Here is a 17,037-nt window from a genome sequence, read left to right on the forward strand (position 1 = left end):
GCAAAACGCCTACGGCCCCTCCCGCGCTACAGCGCTCGCACGATGCCATGAAAAACAACGTCCTGCAGGCTGTCCAGGCTGGCGCTTCGGTGGTCCTCTGCACCAAAGGCACCAACACCGCCAAAACAAAAAGTGTCCCCAAAGGCTCGGTGAAGGTCGTCATCGATGACGACCAGTACAAACCGCCCCACGCCAAAGCGCTGCTCAAGGTCGACCAATATGGCAAGTGCGCCTTTTGCGAGGCACGCTTCATGGACACCGCAGGCGGGGATGTTGAACATTTCCGGCCGAAAAAACGCCACGACGGTTTCGTTCCAGTGAACGACAAGGCAATGGATAACCTCGGTTATTTTCAGTACGTGTACGACTGGAGCAACCACTTGTGGTCATGCAAGGAGTGCAACGAGACCTACAAGAAGAACTACTTTGACGTGATACCGGACAACCTGGCGCAACCGCCGCCGAGACTGGAAGACTTCAACACCGAGGATGAGTTCTGGGACGCCATTGGCGAATGGGGCCGGTTCAGGCCACCGCGCCACGACGCGTGGGACGACCCGCACAACGCCGAGAAACCGGTGTTGATCAATCCTGTCACCGAGAATCCCCGCGAGCACATCAACTTCAATTGCGCGACAGGACTGGCCATCCCCGCCCCTCTGAATGACCTCAACCAACAAATGCAGCCCACCAGCGACAGGGGTGGCAAGAATATCCTTGTGCTCGGTCTGAACCGCAAGGAGCTTGTGTTCGCCCGCATGCGGCATCTGACAATGTTGCGAGGGGTTTTTCTGGAGATGACCCACAGCCTCGACCTGACAATCGAATTCCTGAAATGGCAACGTGGAGAAGAGTGGTTCAAGACCTTGCAGGAACCGACATTGCGCCACCTGGTGAAATACCCCGACGCTTATCAGGTATCGGACAATCCAACGCGCTGCGCTATCGAGTTTTTGTTCTATTCGACAACGCCCCAGGCACCGTTCTCTGGATTGGCAATGGACGCCTTTGCCTGCTGGAGCCTGGAACTGGCCCGGCACGTGATGCAGTTGCGCGAGCACATCACTCAACTGCAGGCCGCACAAAGCGGGATAGCCCCGGCCACCCGCAGCGTCCACGAACTCCCCCGGCTCAGTCTGCATGCGACCATCCTCGCTACCTACAAGGCGGACATGAAGGCGCTGCAAGCATTGCGCGACACCCTTGAGGTGTATGCTCCGCTATGGAATGCCGGCTTTGAGCAAACGCACATCGAATACGTCTGCCGGGATCGCCTGGAAAAAGTCATGGCTGAACACGCCCAATTTTTCCTGTGGCAAAAGAACTATACCCGTTACGACCCGGCTTTCGTCGCCGGCTATCTGACCCACGAACGCAACTTCCTGGATGTCTACAACGCCCTGGAAACCTATGAGTGCGACAAGAGTACGTGGAGCAATGCGATAGACGCGATGAGGCGAAACCTCAATAGATACGGGCCGGATCTCGCAGAAGACCTCACGCCCCATTGCAATCAGGTCGTCGCCCGACTCAAGGTGGTGACGCAAGCGTTCGACCAGGATCGAAACCTGACTAAGACACCGCCCTGGTGCAACGAAGTGGTCAAGATAGGACAGGATGCTGAACAGCTTACCGCTGAGCTCGACCGCCGTTGCCAAGCCTGTGGGAACGAAGATGCCAGCAACAGCACCACTGAAATGCGCACCACGCTGACGAAAATCGCCAACGCCGTCGCCAAGCTGAAAGCGGGCGACATTCCCCGAGAAGTGACGCCACTTGAATTGCCAGCCCCGCCGAAGCCCTGGATCACGCCAAAGGCCACCGGGCTGCGCAAGCGCGCCGGCATGCCCCAAGACCTGGACGCCGCGTGGAAGCACATTCGTTTGCGATCCAATTCATGAGCCGCGGCATCGCTCGACGGCACGCTGATCGAGTTTGGGAAACGTCACCTGACAGTTGCCGGGATCAACCCCTTCCGCTCTCGCCCGGCCGAGTTCGTCAAGCACACCGCTGCGCTGGGTCCCATTGGGCAGCACAATGACGTAGGGCTCCCCGCTGACGGGCTGCCCCTGCATATCCAGTAACTCGATCTCCACGAAGGTCAGCGCAACCGGTTCAAGTGGATTGACGGACTCGGACGAGGCTTTTACCCGCGCACGCTTGTGAGCTGCGGCGGACACCGGTGCAACAACCGCTTCCACAGCGCCCGAGGCCGGTAGGCGAACGGGCATCGGTCGTTGATGTGGAGACACGTAAGCACACAACTCGCCACTCGACAGCTTGCCCGCGACCTGACGGCGAATCTCGTCATCGTCCAGCAGATGGACCAGAATCCCCTGGGCGGACAATAGCGCGCGCAGACGGGCTACTTCACCGCTCCCGGCAAAATGTCGGCGAATAAAGCGCTCTGCCTGCCACGGTTCACGCACATCGATCCTGGTCGCCGGGCTTCCCTCTCGCAGCGCGGACTGGCCATCAGCAAGGTTGGATCGAGTACCCAGCTCAATGCGATCGGCCCCGTCAAAAAAACAAATCCGCATAGGCTGCCAGTCCCGGACAGGAGGATGAAGAGGCAGTGTAGATGATCCAGCGCCGGTGATTTGTGCCTATTCGGCAAGCTTGGTTGCGAGGTCGCAGGCCATCCATGGCTAGGCGCCCAGAGATTCAGTTGAACGGACTGCGTGGGGACTCAGAGCTTGTGACTGCCCAATGCCAGGTATCGCTGCGGTGACGCCTTACGAAGTCGGGCCGCCAAAAACACACCCGCCAACAGGGCCACGGGAATAATCGCGCAGAGACCGTATGACAAGGCCTTGCTGGCGCCCGTCAACACATCGAAGTGCATGACCGCGATGACCAGCACCGACAATAGGGCAAGACAAGAAAAACCGGGGAAGATCCGCCCACGCCAAACGCCCAGCTTGAGCTCAGGGTGGCGTCGGAAGAAGACCAATACCGCTGCCGAAGTGATCGCCATCAGTAAAATCACGCAAAGCGTCGCCAGGCTGGAAAACCAGGCAAAAAGTTGCAGAATCGGATCGGCATCCATGGCGGCGAAAATCAGCACGACCACGGCAGAGATCAGGCTCTGCAATGCCGACCCCATATGGGGGCTTTGGTGGACGCGATGGGTAGTCCCCAACTGACGCGGCAACAGGCCGTCACGCCCGATGGCGTAGAAGTAACGCGCCGCTGCATTATGAAAAGCCAGCAGGCCGGCGTAGATACTGACCATGAACAGCACCCGGATAATCTGAGTCAGATACGGGCCGACGAAATGGTCGGACATGCCATAAATGAACGTCGTCGGGTCTTGCAAGGCCCGCAGCGTGGGCACAATCTTGTCCGCCCCTACGCCCACTACCATCGCCCAGACCGACAGCGCGTAGAAACCACCAATCAGCAATACCGAGCAGTAAGTGGCAATCGGAATGGTACGTTGCGGGTTCTTGGCCTCTTCGCCATAAATAGTCGTGGCCTCGAAGCCGATGAACGCTGCGAAGCAGAACAGCAAACCGATGGACGGCGTGCCGCTGAACACATGGCTGCGATCAAACGAGTCCAGATTGATGCCGCTGTCACCACCGGTTTTCAGAATGGCGAAATCCAGGGTCAGGATCGCCAGGTACTCGGCAATGACCACCACCGACAGCACCCGCGCCGACAGGTCGATCTTGCGATAACCCAGAATCGCAATGCTGGCCATCGCCATCAATGAGTAGGACCACCAGGGCAACTCCAGACCGAAGACGCTGGCCATCGTGCCGCTGACCACGCCGCCGAACATGCCGTACAGACCGACCTGGAGAATGTTGTAGGCAAACATCGCCAGCACCCCGGCCGCTCCTCCGGCCATGCCCCCCAGACCTCGGGAGGTGAACGCATAGAAACCACCGGCGTTGGTGAGATGTCGGGACATAGTGGTGTAGCCCACTGAAAACGCCAGTAACACCAGCAGAGCCAGAAGCAACAAGGCCGGTGTCCCGGCACCATTGCCTAGCATGATGCCTATAGGGAAGCCCCCGGCGATGACACTCAACGGGCTCGCCGCCGAAACCACGAAGAAGATGATGAAGCCGACACCCAGGGCGCCACGCTTGAGCTCCGTGGAGCTATTGACCGGGGTAAATACACTCATGTTATTGACCTTCTTGTATGAGGCAGCCGCTGTGAGATCGGTGAGGTCAACCGCTACCGTCACCCAATAGCTTGTCGCGTTATCGCACGCTGGGTTCGATCCTATGCCCGCCCATGAGCACCCCACTATCCCAAATCGGTAACTCGCAGAACTCGCCTCAAAAAAGCCAGCCATCCACCCGGCCTTTATCACCTCATTGCAAAGCGATACGTGTCGTCAGCTGCTCCGCCGCGCCCATCACCAGATCACACAGGTAGCTGCGCTGAAACGCGTGGAACCGCTCACTGCGCCCAACCAGGGTCATGCTCCCGAGGATTCGTCGCTTTTCGTCGAAGATCGGCGCCGCGACGCCACTGCGTCCCGGGTACAGCTCACTTTCGCTGATGCAATAACCTTGTTTGCGAATGGCAAGCAAGCTCTTGGTAAACGGCTTCCATTCCAGCCCCAGATGCAGCAATTGGTCCTGGTTCGCGTGGGCATCATAGAGGCGTCGTATCTGGCGTGGCAGCAGATAAGCCAATACGACCCGGGAGGTCGCGCTGTGGAAAAGGTCGATCGGTCGTCCCTTGCCACCTCCGACCGGACCAGCATCGGAGCCACGCTGGATCAGCACGTTGACCACCGAGTCGCCATGCCACTCGCTGACCAACGCATCCAGGCCGGTGTCGGCGACCAGTTTGTCGACCAGGTCCCGACTGCACGCCAGCAGCGGATCGTAGTTCGCCATCTGATGCTCCAGCGTGATGATTCGCGGGCCCAGCGCGTAACCACGCGGCAAGCGCTTCAACAAGCCGGCATCGCCCAGTTCACGCAGATAGCGGTAGGCAGTGGCGGGCGTGTAGCCAAGCTCCCGGCAAATGATCTCCACGTCGATGAGCGGCTGCTCCGGGCGAAAGAGGTCGAAGACCTGAAGCAGGCGGCGAAGACTATTCATGTTTTCTTGAGATCCTGATGAAGTGACAGCTGCCCCGCCGGGTACAGCGGGGTTTTGGTTCAGGCGCGCGCGCAGACAGGGATGGCAGCACGGGCGGTTTGGGAGGGCAACTCTGCGAACAACGCCTGGTACTCCTCGGCAAAATGGCTGAGGTGGTAGAAGCCCCATTGGGCGGCGGCATCGCCAATCGAAAGATGGGAGGCCGGGGTAGACATCAAGGCGCGACGCACACCGTTGAGCCGAACCGAACGCAAATAGTTCAGCGGTGTGGTCTCGGCCACCGATCGGAAGCTGTTCTGCACGGTGCGCCGACTCACCTGGAGGCGTTGGCACAACTCGATCACGCTGGGCACATTGAGCATCTCGACAGTCGTCAGACGGTGGCATTTCTCGACAATAAAGCTGCGCGTGGAGCTGGGGCTGCGCTGCTGCTTGTCGCAGGCCGGGTCGGTGAGCAGCTGCAGCAACTCACCGAGCATTGCCTGCTCCAGCCCCTGCTCGCCCGCGCTGTCGAGCGCCTCGTCGCCTATGGCCAGAGAGAGCACCGCCAGCAATCGACGCCGGGCCTGGGCGAAGCGCTGCGCGGACACCCGGATCACCGGCTGGCGCAGCAACCGGCTGATTTCCCTGGCCGACGCTGTTTGCTCCAGCGCCTGCTCGAACCATTCGCGTTCGAATGTGATGGATAACAGTTCCATGCCCATCGGCATATGGAACATGAACTCCTCGCCGCCGTGCAGAAAGAACAGGCTACTGTCGTCCACCTCGCGACCTTGCATCCGCGTCGAACCCGGCACGTTGATCGGCACGGCAAAGCACATCTTGCCGCGCGGAGCCACGCCGTGCTGCACCACACGCTGGTTGATCTGCTCGCTGAACACGTGGCAACGCGCGGTGCTCAGCTGCATCAAAGAACTTTCGGCAAGGCCGGCGGTTAACTGGCTGTAGTCCTGGTTCCACTCCTGAATGGTGGCCGCATGGACATGGATATCGCGAAAATGGCTGATCTGGTGGTTTTTCATGATGCGCGAAAACCTCGGCCGATATTATTGTTTTTTGCTCGCATTTCTTTGCGATATTCGCACATAGATAAAATAGCGCATAGCTAATTCTCGTATCTGCCACTCGTCGAAACCGGCGGGTGGGGTCGGCTCGTCTATTTGCCGATTCGGGATAACGGCCAGGGACGCTCCATGAGAATGATCGGCACACTGAAAACGCCATCCAGAGAGTTCGTCATGAGTGAATCCAAACTAGAATCCTTACACTTCGCGGATGCCCCGCGGATTATTTCCAGCACACTGCCCGGCCCCCTGACCCGCGAGGCCCTGGCGTTATCGGCGCGTACCGAGTCGATGGCGCGTGGCGGCGGCCGTATGCCCATCGCCATGGACCGCGCGTTCGGCGCGACTTTCAAGGACCCGGATGGCAACACCTATATCGATCTGTCCGCAGGCGTGGGCGTCAGCAGCGTAGGCCGCTGCCACCCCAAGGTGGTACAAGCGATCCGCGAACAGTCCGAGGTGCTGATGCATGCCCTGGAAATCAACAGCACCCGGCGCACCGAACTGGCCGCCAAGCTCTCGGAAATCGCTCCCGACGGCCTGCGCGGCGACTGCATCACCTTCTTCACGCAAAGCGGCAGCGATGCGCTGGAGGCCGCGATCAAGTTCGCCAAGCGCATCACCGGGCGCCACCAGATCCTTGCCTTCCACGGCGGCTACCACGGCGTGTGGAACGCCTCCGGCGCCCTGACTACTGGCACGGCCTACCGCAAGGGCTACGGTCCGATGATGGGCGGCGTGATTCACGCGCCCTACCCCTATGCCTACCGCTTTCCCTTCGACACCACGCACAAAAGCGCCGAGCAGATCGCCGGCGACTACGTGGACTATCTGCTGAACAGCCCCTACACCGCCGCCGATGACGTGGCGGCCGTGATCGTGGAACCGGTACAGGGCGAAGGCGGCTACGTGCCGCCCTCGCCAGAGTTCCTGCAACTGTTGCGCAAGGCCTGCGATCGCGCCGGCGCGCTGCTGATCGTGGATGAAGTACAGTCCGGCGCCGGGCGTACCGGCAAGATGTGGGCAGTCGAACATTCCGGCGTGAAACCCGACATGCTGACCTTCGGCAAAGGCATCGGCAGCGACCTGCCAATGGCAGGGCTGATCATGCGCTCGGACCTCGCGGCCTTGATTCCCGACGGCTCGATGCCCAATACCTTCGCCGCCAACTCATTGTCCGCGGCCGTGGCGCTGACCAATATCAGCATCCTGCAGGACCCGGAACTTGGTCTGCTCGAGCGCGCCCACACCCTGGGACTGGAGGCGCAGGAACGTATCCGTGGCTTCAACAGCCCGTTCGTTGGCGAAGTCCGCGGCCGCGGCCTGATGATCGGTATCGAACTCGTCGAAGACCCCATCACCAAGACACCGCTGGAAGGCGCCAAGATCGGTCAGCTCATGGGCTACCTGATGAACCACGGTGTGCTGATGATCCCGTGCGGACGCTACAGCAACGTGATGCGCGTGATGCCCTCGCTGACGATCCCGCGCTCGCTGTTCTTCAAGGCCCTGGACATCTTCGGCGACGCCCTGGCCTCCCTCAAGGCATGAGGTGTGGCACCTCCGACCATTCCCCATCACGCATGGACACCTACATGACTCAGTACCTGAAACACTTCATCCAGGGCGCGCCCTTCGAAGCCAGCGACGGAGGGCGCATTCCTCTTATCAACCCCGTGACCGAACAGGTCAACGGTAGCTGCGCAAGCGGTACCGCCGAGGATGTGGACCGCGCTGTGGCAGCGGCGCACGCCCAACTTGAGGGGGGCGCCTGGAGCCGCCTGGACGGCGCCCAGCGCGGTCGCCTGTTGTCGAAACTGGCTGACCTGGTGGAGCGCGACAGCGAATTGCTGGCCGATATGGACGCCAACGCCATCGGTCGCTCACCGCTCGAACCACGCCGGATGGACCTGCCCAACGCAATCGCCAACCTGCGCGCCGCCGCCGGCTGGGCCAACCAGCTTGAAGGGCGCACCATTCCCACCGGCGGCTACTTCGGCAGCAAAACCCTCTCGTACACCGTACGTGAGCCGGTAGGTGTGGTCGGTGCCATCGTGCCGTGGAACTCACCGCTGATGATCACCGTGTGGAAGCTCGCCGCCTTGCTGGCGGCAGGCTGCACCGTGGTCATCAAACCCTCGGAAGAAACCCCACAATCGGCCCTGCACCTGGCAGCGCTGGCTCAAGAAGCGGGCTTTCCTGACGGCGTGATCAACGTGGTCACCGGCTACGGTGCGCAGGTGGGTCGTGCCTTGTGCGAACACCCGCACGTGGCCAAGATCAGTTTCACCGGCAGCCCCGAGGCCGGACGCGAGATCCAGCGCACCGCCGGGGTGTTGTTCAAGCGCGTGGCGCTGGAACTGGGCGGCAAAAGCCCACAGATTGTGTTCGACGATGCGCCCTTCGATGACGCGCTGTTTGGCTGCTCACTGGGCCTGTTCGTCAACCAGGGGCAGATCTGTGCCGCCGGCTCGCGCATCCTGGTACACCGCAGCCTCGCCGAGCGCTTCGCCGCGGCGCTTGCCGAGGCCGCGCGCGCGGTCAAGGTAGGCGACCCTCGCGAGCCTGGCGTACAGATGGGGCCGGTAGCCAAGAAAGCGCAGTTCGATCGCGTCAACCGTTACATCCAGATGGGTATCGACCAAGGCGCCTCTTTGTTGGCCGGCGGTGTATCCACCCCGGAGCAAGGCTGGTTCGTGCGACCGACGATCTTCGCCAACGCCCGCAATGACATGACGATTGCCCAGGACGAAATTTTCGGCCCCGTCGGCACGGTCATCACGTTCGACAGCGAAGAAGAGGCTGTGGCACTGGCCAACGATAGCGCCTACGGCCTGGCGGCCACGGTCTGGACGACCGATCTGGTACGTGCGCACCGCGTGGCCGCTGCGGTAAAGGCCGGCGCCATCGGCGTCAACTGCTGGAGCCCGCTGGACGCCAACCTGCCATGGGGCGGCGTCAAGGCCAGCGGCATTGGTCGTGAAGGTGGGCTTGCCGGTGCGCTGGCCTACACCGAGGAGAAAGTCATCACCGTGCTACTGCCCACCTGAGAAAACTCACTGCACCTGCCCTCTCAGGGCCTTGGATCCCGAGGGGGTATGAATCGTGCATTTTCGATGCCTTGATGATCAATGAAGAGACTGCGATGAACACCTTAAAACAAGCGACAATTGATCGGTATCCGACCTCCCTGCGCATGCTGCACTGGGTGCGTGCCATCGTCATAGCGGGCCTGCTCTGGGCCGGCTGGTATATGACCGGGCTCGATGATGAAGTGGCGAGCAAGTATGAGCTCTATTACCCATGGCACAAATCCTTCGGGGTGCTGGCATTCCTGTTGGTATTGGTCCAGATCGCCCTGCGTTGGCGTACCCCCACGCTTCCACAACCACCGCAAACACTGGCCGGGCATGAGCGATTCCTGTCGCGTTTTGTGCAACGTTCCATGTACGTACTGATCGTGGCCGTACCGCTGATGGGCTATTCGATGTCGAGCAGCTACACCATGAGCGACGGCGTGTTCTTTTTTGGCGTGAACCTCCCGGAGCTGCTGGCGAAGAATGACGATTTGTTCGTCGTGTTCCAATGGCTGCACAAAGTGCTGGCTTATACCCTGCTGGCGCTGATCGTGTTGCACGTCGCAGGTGCACTCAAGCATCGATTCTTCGATAGCGACCCTCGCAACGACGTCCTGCGCCGCATGCTGTGACTGAATCACGACTTGGTGAATGCAGGGATGCGCCACCGCTGGTGACGCCCCCTGGTCTAACTATTCTTACGTCGCAAACAGCAGCTCAGAATGCGACCCAAACAATGAATTGGAAGTAGGTGTTGAGCGATGCGCTACCACTCTGGTTGCCTCCGTTGCCGAGCCACTTGTCGGGCTTGTAGAAACCAACGAGCGGCGAGAGCGTGATGTTATCCGTCACCATCCAATCCAGAAACAGATTGACCTCGCGCGCACTGTAATCCTGATCTTGCCGATCAGAGAGCTGATGGTAGTCGAAGTACATTGCGTTAAGGGTCAACTTATCGGTCGGGTTGACTGAGAGCAGCACGTCGCTGATACGCATGTTCGAGGTGACTGAGCCGGCGTAGTTCACACCGATCTCACCCTGGTAACGTTTGCGGTAGCCGCCCTGAAACAGGAAGTCCCACCCTTCGGAGTAACGCGCGTAGCGATAGCTCACCGTCGGTTGCCATTTGACATCGGCGAAGGTGTAGCCCGCATCAAAGAACATCGCCCGCTGCGAGCCCGAACGTTTTTCCTGGCGCGCCACCTCGAACGCGAAGTCGGCATTCTCGATGCCAGCATTGCCCTGGCCACGGATGCTGTAGATATCCATGCCCTTGCGCTCACCCCGATCGGCAAAAACGTATCGCTCTTCGACATCCAGGCCACGCACGTACGTCGAACCGATCGAGCCAATGGGCGTCGCGTAGTCGATGGTGGCGGCCGCCACTTCCGTCTTCGACTGCCCGGGATTATCCGATTTCAACCATATCAGGCTACCGTGAAGGCCCTGCGTACCACCCACCTTGAGGACAGCGGTGTTCCCGAACGCCAATCGCGGGCCCAGGTAAAAGGCTCCGCCGCGATTGAACCGGCCATCCGCTACGCCCTCGATAGGGTTGAAGGCATTTCCGGGGGCGAACCCATCATCGGTGATCAGAAAGCCGTCCACCGTAACGACCTGTCGGCCAAAGGAGAAATCAACGCCGTCCATGCCCAGCGCCGGAATCAGATCACCCGACTTCCAGCCCAGGTAGGCGTCTTCCACGGCTGTTTCCCTTTCATTCCCGGCGGTGAGTGATCCTGCGTCCCCATCACCCCATGATCCCGTACTGATCAGACTGAACCCGCCGTAGATCGAACCTGCACCGATCTTATCCGTCGTGCCGTTTACACCATACTTGGCGAAGCCTTCCTGCCATCGCATCCTGCCGGGCTCTGCTTCGGGGTCGCCGATGTAGTTCTTTTCGCTGCCGAACCAGCCAAATCCCGCCCATAGCTCGGCGTTCAGCACGGTGGCACCGTCATTTTCATTGTAGAGCTCGTAGCCATGAGCCTGGGGCTCAAACGCACAGAGTGCGACCAGCGAAAGCAATGGGGCGTAAGGGGGGGTGCGCATGACGTCTCTCCTGTTTTTATATTTATGAGGCGAGGCGCGAGTGTTCCGCCTGGGTTGCGCAAGCGGTAACCCAAATCAGCACTTGCAGGGGCTCGATGCCCGTTTCTTCGTGCGCGTTATCCCTTCTCTGCAATAAACATTTCCACGACGGGCAGCAGTTGCCGTTTTGGGCTACGGCCCCTGCTCCCACCCCCCTATGCTGGGCCCATAAGAACGTATAAAAACCGAGGCACTCGCCATGACACCTTTGTCGTCCCCGCTATTACGCAAGGGGCTTGGTCTGCTGACCATTGCCGCCTGCATCGCCCTACCCTCCGTGGTCTCTGCCCACCATTCGTTCGCGATTTTCGACCAGACCAAAACGATCACGCTCAAGGGCGTGGTCGGACGCTTCGTCTGGAGCAACCCCCACGTCTCGATTTATTTCGATTCGCCAGGCCCCCCGCCTCAGCAATTCAAGATCGAGACCGGCAGTGTCAACGCCTTAAGCCGCACCGGCTGGAAGTCCGACTTGATCAAGGCCGGCGATGCCGCCGAGATCACCTTCAAGCCGCTGAAAAACGGTGATCCGGGCGGGCTGCTCGTGGAGATCAAGATCGGTGACGTGGTGCTGTCCGGTGGAGGCTGAGAAACCGCATTCCTACGCCATGAGACCTGAATGAACAGACCAACGGGATGGAGACGCTTTCAATGAAACCGACACGAACCTTGAACCTGACAAGCTTCTTCCTGGGCGTGCTACTCATGACTGTCGCCGGGGTGAGCAGCGCGGCCGCCTCTAAAACCCAGGACGCCAAACACGGCGCGGGCACACGCCCCGACATCAGCGGCACGTGGGAGCGGACTCCGGACGACTGGTTCGGAGAGGACCCGGACAATCCGGTGCACCCCGGTGGCCCGATGGACCTGAAGGAGCCCTATGCCAGCGAATACGTCGCGTTGAAAAAGCGCCAGGCCGCCGCGAACGAGGCCGGCACGCCACTGGCCACCACCAGCTCCATGTGCCTGCCCGAAGGCATGCCGGTATTGATGGCGGCGCTCTTCCCCATCCAACTCATTCATGACGATAAGCAAGTGGTGGTGCTCGGCGAATATCTCCAGCAAGTGCGCCGCATCATCCTCAACGAAGCCATGCCTGCGCTGGATACGCTGGACCCCAGCTACCAGGGCTACTCGCGCGGCCGCTGGGAGGGCGACACGCTGGTGGTGCAAACACAAGGCGTGCGCACAGATGTGGCCTTCTACGACGTTCCGCACAGCAAGGAAATGAAAATCACCGAGCGCATCAGACTGAAGGCGCCGGATCGCCTGGAGAACCAGGTAGTGATCGAGGACCCGCAGGTACTCAACAGCCCTTACCGTTTCACGTTCGACTACAAGCGCTCCGACTACCGCATTCACGAATATGTCTGCGAGAACAACCAGATCGTGATCGACAGCGAGGGCAAGACGAGCCTCAAACGCGACTGAACCGATGCCCTCATCGATAACCACTTGGAGGTGACCTAATGGAACGACTGATCACAATCAGCATCCTGCGGCCGTCGATGCAAAGCGCCTTTCTGTCACTCGTGTTGATCTCCAGCGCGTCCGCCGAGGTGCCCCGGATGCCCACGGCCATTGCGGTGCCGCCGTCCGGCCAACTGCCTCTGTCATCGGCAGAGCGCGCGGGCACCGAACACAGCGACCTCGACCGCTACGGTTACGTCGAGGAGGAGTTCTACCTGCAAGGCATTGCCCCGGCAATCACTGCCGCGGGCAAGCCTTTGCTCGAGGCGCCTTATACCACCCGCATCCTGATTCGCAAGCCGACGGACCCGGCACGCTTCAACGGCACCGTCGTGATCGAGCCGTTCAGTTGGTTCGGCGAGCGTGCTGCCGGCTGGATCCTGACCCGCGATTACTTGCTGCGACGCGGCTACGCGTATGTCGGGTACACGCTGAATATCAACCAACCGCCAGTCGATCCCAAGTTCCTTTCAGACACCCCGGCCGCCGAGGCCGAGCAGATCGCCCAGTACGGGCGGATCGTGAACTTCGAGTTCATGCGCCGCTTCGACTACGCCCGCTATGCGCCGCTGGGCGCCTACTACGATCCGCAACGTTTCATCCGCGGTGACGCGCCGGACCCGTTCGCGCCGCAATCCCAGGGCATCGGTGCGCAGCTGGCGCTATTACTCAAGAGCAATGGGCCACAAGGCCCGTTGGCAGGTCTGGACGTGCAACGCGTGTATGTCGACAGCTGGGCCGTCACCGCCCAAGTCTGGATGGACTACCTCGACCAGGGCCGGCACCAGCAATGGCGAATGCCCGACGCAAGCGCGCTGATCGATGGCTACATGACCGGTCGCATGGCCTACGGCGAAGTGGGCGGCGACGTCATTCGAGTGCCGCGCCAGATGCCCGACGGCGTGCCGTTCGTGACCGTATACAGCCAGTCGGAACTGATGCACGACGTGATCGAAGGCATCGACCTGCCGCCGGACACCGACAGCCCGCAGTTGCGTTATTACGAAGTGACCGGCATGCCGCATTTGCGCCTGGCCGACCTCGGCACCGAGCACACCGAGCACCTCGCTGCCGACATCGGCAAAGGCGATGACCCACAGTGCCGGACGCTGTACGACGAGCCGGTGGAAATGGTGGTGTCGGCGTTACTCGATGGCATGGACAAATGGGTACGCGAGGGCAAGCCGATGCCAAAGGCACCCAGGGTCGTGCGCGACGGCAAGGTGGCAGCGCGCGACCCTGCTACCGGCAATCTGCAAGGGGGCGTACGCCCGCCGTGGGTCCAGGTGCCGAGTGCGACCTACCTCACCGATCAAGAGACCGGCTGCGGCCTGATCTACGACACGAAGGTGGCTTATTCGCAGGATACGCTGCGCCGGCGCTATGGAAGTTTCAGCCACTACCAACAGGCATTCGAAGACGCCAAGGGCGTGTCGATCAAGCAAGGGTATCTGCTGCCGGAAGATGCGGCAGGCCTGCACACGATCGCAACACCTGAAGATTTCTAACCCTCTGACCCTGCGGGAGAGCAACAAATGTCCTCCATACCTGTCATTGCCTGGCTCTATGCGACACCGGTGAGCACCGCCATCAGGGACTTGCTCTGGGTGGTGCCCACTGTGCAGAGCATTCATATCATTGCCATCGCGGTGATCTTCGGCTCCGCCGTCATTTCCGACCTGCGCCTGGCCGGCGTACTCGCCACGGACGAGCCTTTGCGCGGCGTGGTTCAACGCTACTACCCGTGGATGCGCAATGCGCTTGTCGTCCTGCTTGCCACGGGGTTGATCATGGCCATCGGCGAACCGGACCGCGTTCTCCTCAACAACACGTTCTGGCTGAAGATGGCCCTGGTCATCGGCGCGTTCACCCTGGCCTGGCGGCTGCGGCGACCCTTTCTGCGCCCTGCCGTCCCCGCACACAGTGACGACGACAAGCCGCCGGTCAAGGCGCTGGTCTGGCTGTCGATCGCCTTGTGGTGCGTCGTGATCATCTGCGGTCGCTGGATCGCCTACTCGATTTAAACGTTTTCAACCCAGTTCTCAGGTATCCGTCATGGACATTCAATCAATACTGCAAGCCATCGAGGCCAGTTCGCTCGCCACCTTTGTCCGTGAATCGGACACGGCTTTTCCGGCCCTGGAATCGGTGCATGTGATCGGCATCGCCCTGGTGTTCGGGAGTATCGCAGTGGTGGACTTGCGCCTGCTCGGCATTGCCTCCCACCGCAGCAGCGCGCGAAGGCTGATCCGGGAGCTGCTGCCGTACACCTGGGCTGCCTTCGTGGCGTGCGTGATCACCGGTTCGCTCATGTTTGCCGCCAATGCCATCACCTATGCGCAGAACTCCGTGTTCCTGTGGAAGATGGGCGTGTTGATGCTGGCGGGCCTGAACATGGTGATATTCCATCTGGGCGCCTTTCGCCGCATCGACGAATGGGACGCCGTGCTGCCACCCCCCGGCCAGGCGCGTATCGCCGGGTTCAGTTCGATGGCGTTGTGGATCGGCGTGATCTGCCTTGGCCGCTGGATTGCGTTTATCTGATGGCCCGGCTATCGCCACGCAGGCACCACCCCAACGGCACACCCGGCGATGCCGCCAGCAGTGCATTCACGCTTGTGCACCCGCGCTCCGGCCGATGGGAAACCGCGGGCATGCTGCTTGCTGCACTGATCATCATCGCCAGCGTGGCCGGTTATATGTTGTTGCGGCCACAGAAAGTCGGCCCACCCACCGCGCTGAGCTGGCAGGTGCGTTCCTTCGATGGCCTGAGTTCGGTCGATCAGGCCATCCATAGTGCGCTGTTGCCTGCCGGTGAAGAAATCATCTGGAACAACAACGACACCGGCGGCTGGATCACCCTGGATCGTGCCCAAGAGCTTGTGCTGCCGCCCTTCTATCGGGACGCCTTCTGGAAGGCCAATGGTCAGGTGCACTGGCAACTGATCCTGCCCGGCACCCACCTGTCCCATAGGCAGTCTGCCGACAAACACACCGACAACGACGCCCATGCCGACGCCGCCGCGGTTCCCGCGCCTCTCCCCTCCAGCGAGGTGTCGCAAGCCACTCAGGGCCAGGGCGCCACGGTCTATTACGGCTCCGGCGGCAGCGTGCCGGGCCAGAGCGCCTACCTGCTCGTCATCGGTCATGCCCATGCCGGGGTGATGTGGGCCAACCAGGCGACGATCTGGATCCATCCCAATCCGAACGCGCCCTACCCCTCCATCGTCAAGGCCGAGTCGCTGGTCGGCGACGGCTGGCGACAAGTCATTCCTTACGACGGCACCAGTGAAATCGAACGCGTAAAAGGAACCCAGCCATGAATGCCTTTATAAAACACCGCACACTGTTGCGCCGTTGCCTGGCGTTGCTGCTGATCCCCGCCATCGCCTGCGCCAGCCCGGAACACCCCGCCGGCAAGCGGCTCAAAGTCGGCGTCACATTGCATCCCTACTACAGCTTCGTGGCCAACATTGTTGGTGATCGGGCGGACGTCGTTGCGCTGATCCCGGCGCAGGCCAATCCGCATAATTACCAGCCGCAACCCGACGACATTACCCGCGCGATGAACATCGATGTGCTGGTAGTCAACGGCATTGGCCACGATGAATGGGCCTTCGAGATCATCAAGGCCGCCGGCCGTCGCGAGACGCTGCCGATCATTCAGGCCAATGCCTCGGTGGCACTTATTCCCATCGGCGGCGACCAGGGCGGCGTCAAGGTGGTGAACCCACATACCTTCGTCTCCACCACGGCGGCGATACAACAGGTGTTCGAGATCGCCCGCCGCCTGGGCGAGCGCGATCCGGACAACGCGGCGGCCTATAGGCAGAACGCCCTGGCGTATGCCGGACGGATCCGCGCCCTGCGCGCGCGCTTCATGAGTCGCTTTGCCGCGCTGGATCTTTCGCCGTTTCGTTGCGCGACGTTGCACGGCGGTTACGACTACATGATGCAAGAGTTCGGCCTGTTTGTGAGCGCCGTGATTGAACCGCGTCACGGTGTGGCGCCGACTGCGCGCCAGTTGGCCACCACGATCGACACCATCAGGAAGGCCAATGTAAGGGTGCTTTTCGCCGAAAAGAACTTTTCCATGGATCTGGCCAAACCGATTGAGGCAGCCACCGGAGTAAAAGTCTTCACCCTGTCCCACATCACCGGCAGCACCTACAGCGCGGACGAATTCGAGGTAGCCATAGGCGAAAACCTTGAAACGTTGGCCGAAGCCGTCGAGTTCACGCAACGATGAAGAAGGATCAA

General features: G+C 60.8%; 16 protein-coding genes. 11 read left to right on the forward strand and 5 right to left on the reverse strand.

Going from position 1 to position 17,037, the window contains the following annotated elements:
* Nucleotides 1–47: 47 nt before the first annotated feature.
* Nucleotides 48–1,901 (forward strand): protein Hnh, encoded by a 1,854-nt coding sequence (locus tag GKKCFE_RS14060; RefSeq protein ID WP_223194322.1) that lies wholly within the window; start codon nucleotides 48–50, stop codon nucleotides 1,899–1,901.
* On the opposite strand, the gene GKKCFE_RS14065 is transcribed toward GKKCFE_RS14060, so the two are convergent.
* From GKKCFE_RS14065 to GKKCFE_RS14080, 4 genes are all read right to left on the reverse strand, one after another.
* Complete coding sequence (locus tag GKKCFE_RS14065; RefSeq protein WP_139049780.1) at nucleotides 1,896–2,540, reverse strand: hypothetical protein; 645 nt, start codon at nucleotides 2,538–2,540, stop codon at nucleotides 1,896–1,898. The genes GKKCFE_RS14060 and GKKCFE_RS14065 overlap by 6 nt on opposite strands.
* Before the next feature lie 149 nt (nucleotides 2,541–2,689).
* Nucleotides 2,690–4,138 carry an APC family permease gene (locus GKKCFE_RS14070; protein WP_339488579.1) on the reverse strand — a complete coding sequence of 483 codons (1,449 nt, stop codon included), beginning with the start codon at nucleotides 4,136–4,138 and terminating at the stop codon, nucleotides 2,690–2,692.
* A gap of 193 nt (nucleotides 4,139–4,331) precedes the next feature.
* Nucleotides 4,332–5,072: an IclR family transcriptional regulator gene (locus tag GKKCFE_RS14075; RefSeq protein WP_339488582.1), complete on the reverse strand. Its 741-nt coding sequence runs from the start codon at nucleotides 5,070–5,072 to the stop codon at nucleotides 4,332–4,334.
* Nucleotides 5,073–5,131: 59 nt separating this feature from the next.
* A complete protein-coding gene (locus GKKCFE_RS14080) occupies nucleotides 5,132–6,094 on the reverse strand; it encodes a helix-turn-helix domain-containing protein (RefSeq protein WP_139049777.1) in 963 nt (320 codons plus the stop codon).
* A gap of 216 nt (nucleotides 6,095–6,310) precedes the next feature.
* Between GKKCFE_RS14080 and GKKCFE_RS14085 the strand changes: the two genes are divergently transcribed.
* The 3 genes from GKKCFE_RS14085 (at nucleotide 6,311) to GKKCFE_RS14095 (ending at nucleotide 9,845) form a co-directional block, all read left to right on the forward strand.
* Entirely contained in the window at nucleotides 6,311–7,687 is a 1,377-nt protein-coding gene (locus GKKCFE_RS14085) for an aspartate aminotransferase family protein (protein ID WP_139049776.1), read from the forward strand.
* A gap of 44 nt (nucleotides 7,688–7,731) precedes the next feature.
* Nucleotides 7,732–9,186, forward strand: a complete 1,455-nt coding sequence (locus tag GKKCFE_RS14090; RefSeq protein WP_139049775.1) for an aldehyde dehydrogenase family protein — start codon at nucleotides 7,732–7,734, stop codon at nucleotides 9,184–9,186.
* A gap of 95 nt (nucleotides 9,187–9,281) precedes the next feature.
* Nucleotides 9,282–9,845 carry a cytochrome b gene (locus tag GKKCFE_RS14095; protein ID WP_160894340.1) on the forward strand — a complete coding sequence of 188 codons (564 nt, stop codon included), beginning with the start codon at nucleotides 9,282–9,284 and terminating at the stop codon, nucleotides 9,843–9,845.
* An 85-nt stretch (nucleotides 9,846–9,930) separates the two neighbouring features.
* On the opposite strand, the gene GKKCFE_RS14100 is transcribed toward GKKCFE_RS14095, so the two are convergent.
* Entirely contained in the window at nucleotides 9,931–11,268 is a 1,338-nt protein-coding gene (locus GKKCFE_RS14100) for a hypothetical protein (RefSeq protein ID WP_445576665.1), read from the reverse strand.
* Between the two features lie 238 nt (nucleotides 11,269–11,506).
* On the opposite strand from GKKCFE_RS14100, the gene GKKCFE_RS14105 reads away from it, so the two are divergent.
* The 7 genes from GKKCFE_RS14105 to GKKCFE_RS14135 all read left to right on the forward strand — a co-directional run bounded on the left by GKKCFE_RS14105 (nucleotide 11,507) and on the right by GKKCFE_RS14135 (nucleotide 17,026).
* On the forward strand, nucleotides 11,507–11,896 hold the full coding sequence (locus GKKCFE_RS14105) for a DUF6152 family protein (protein ID WP_139049772.1): 390 nt from the start codon (nucleotides 11,507–11,509) through the stop codon (nucleotides 11,894–11,896).
* A gap of 62 nt (nucleotides 11,897–11,958) precedes the next feature.
* Nucleotides 11,959–12,738 carry a hypothetical protein gene (locus GKKCFE_RS14110; RefSeq protein ID WP_256228702.1) on the forward strand — a complete coding sequence of 260 codons (780 nt, stop codon included), beginning with the start codon at nucleotides 11,959–11,961 and terminating at the stop codon, nucleotides 12,736–12,738.
* A gap of 38 nt (nucleotides 12,739–12,776) precedes the next feature.
* The gene (locus tag GKKCFE_RS14115) at nucleotides 12,777–14,285 is read left to right on the forward strand and encodes an alpha/beta hydrolase domain-containing protein (RefSeq protein ID WP_445576666.1); all 1,509 of its coding nucleotides are present in this window, start codon (nucleotides 12,777–12,779) and stop codon (nucleotides 14,283–14,285) included.
* Nucleotides 14,286–14,312: 27 nt separating this feature from the next.
* The gene (locus GKKCFE_RS14120; protein ID WP_139049769.1) at nucleotides 14,313–14,801 is read left to right on the forward strand and encodes a DUF6644 family protein; all 489 of its coding nucleotides are present in this window, start codon (nucleotides 14,313–14,315) and stop codon (nucleotides 14,799–14,801) included.
* 31 nt (nucleotides 14,802–14,832) lie between these two features.
* Entirely contained in the window at nucleotides 14,833–15,321 is a 489-nt protein-coding gene (locus tag GKKCFE_RS14125; protein WP_139049768.1) for a DUF6644 family protein, read from the forward strand.
* The gene (locus GKKCFE_RS14130) at nucleotides 15,321–16,100 is read left to right on the forward strand and encodes a DUF6162 family protein (protein ID WP_139049767.1); all 780 of its coding nucleotides are present in this window, start codon (nucleotides 15,321–15,323) and stop codon (nucleotides 16,098–16,100) included. Before GKKCFE_RS14125 ends, GKKCFE_RS14130 begins: the two co-directional genes overlap by 1 nt.
* Nucleotides 16,097–17,026, forward strand: coding sequence for a metal ABC transporter solute-binding protein, Zn/Mn family (locus GKKCFE_RS14135; protein ID WP_310662731.1), 930 nt, complete (start codon nucleotides 16,097–16,099; stop codon nucleotides 17,024–17,026). The genes GKKCFE_RS14130 and GKKCFE_RS14135 overlap by 4 nt, the downstream gene beginning before the upstream one ends.
* The last annotated feature ends 11 nt before the right edge of the window (nucleotides 17,027–17,037 follow it).

The organism is Pseudomonas sp. E141 (assembly GCF_052659885.1).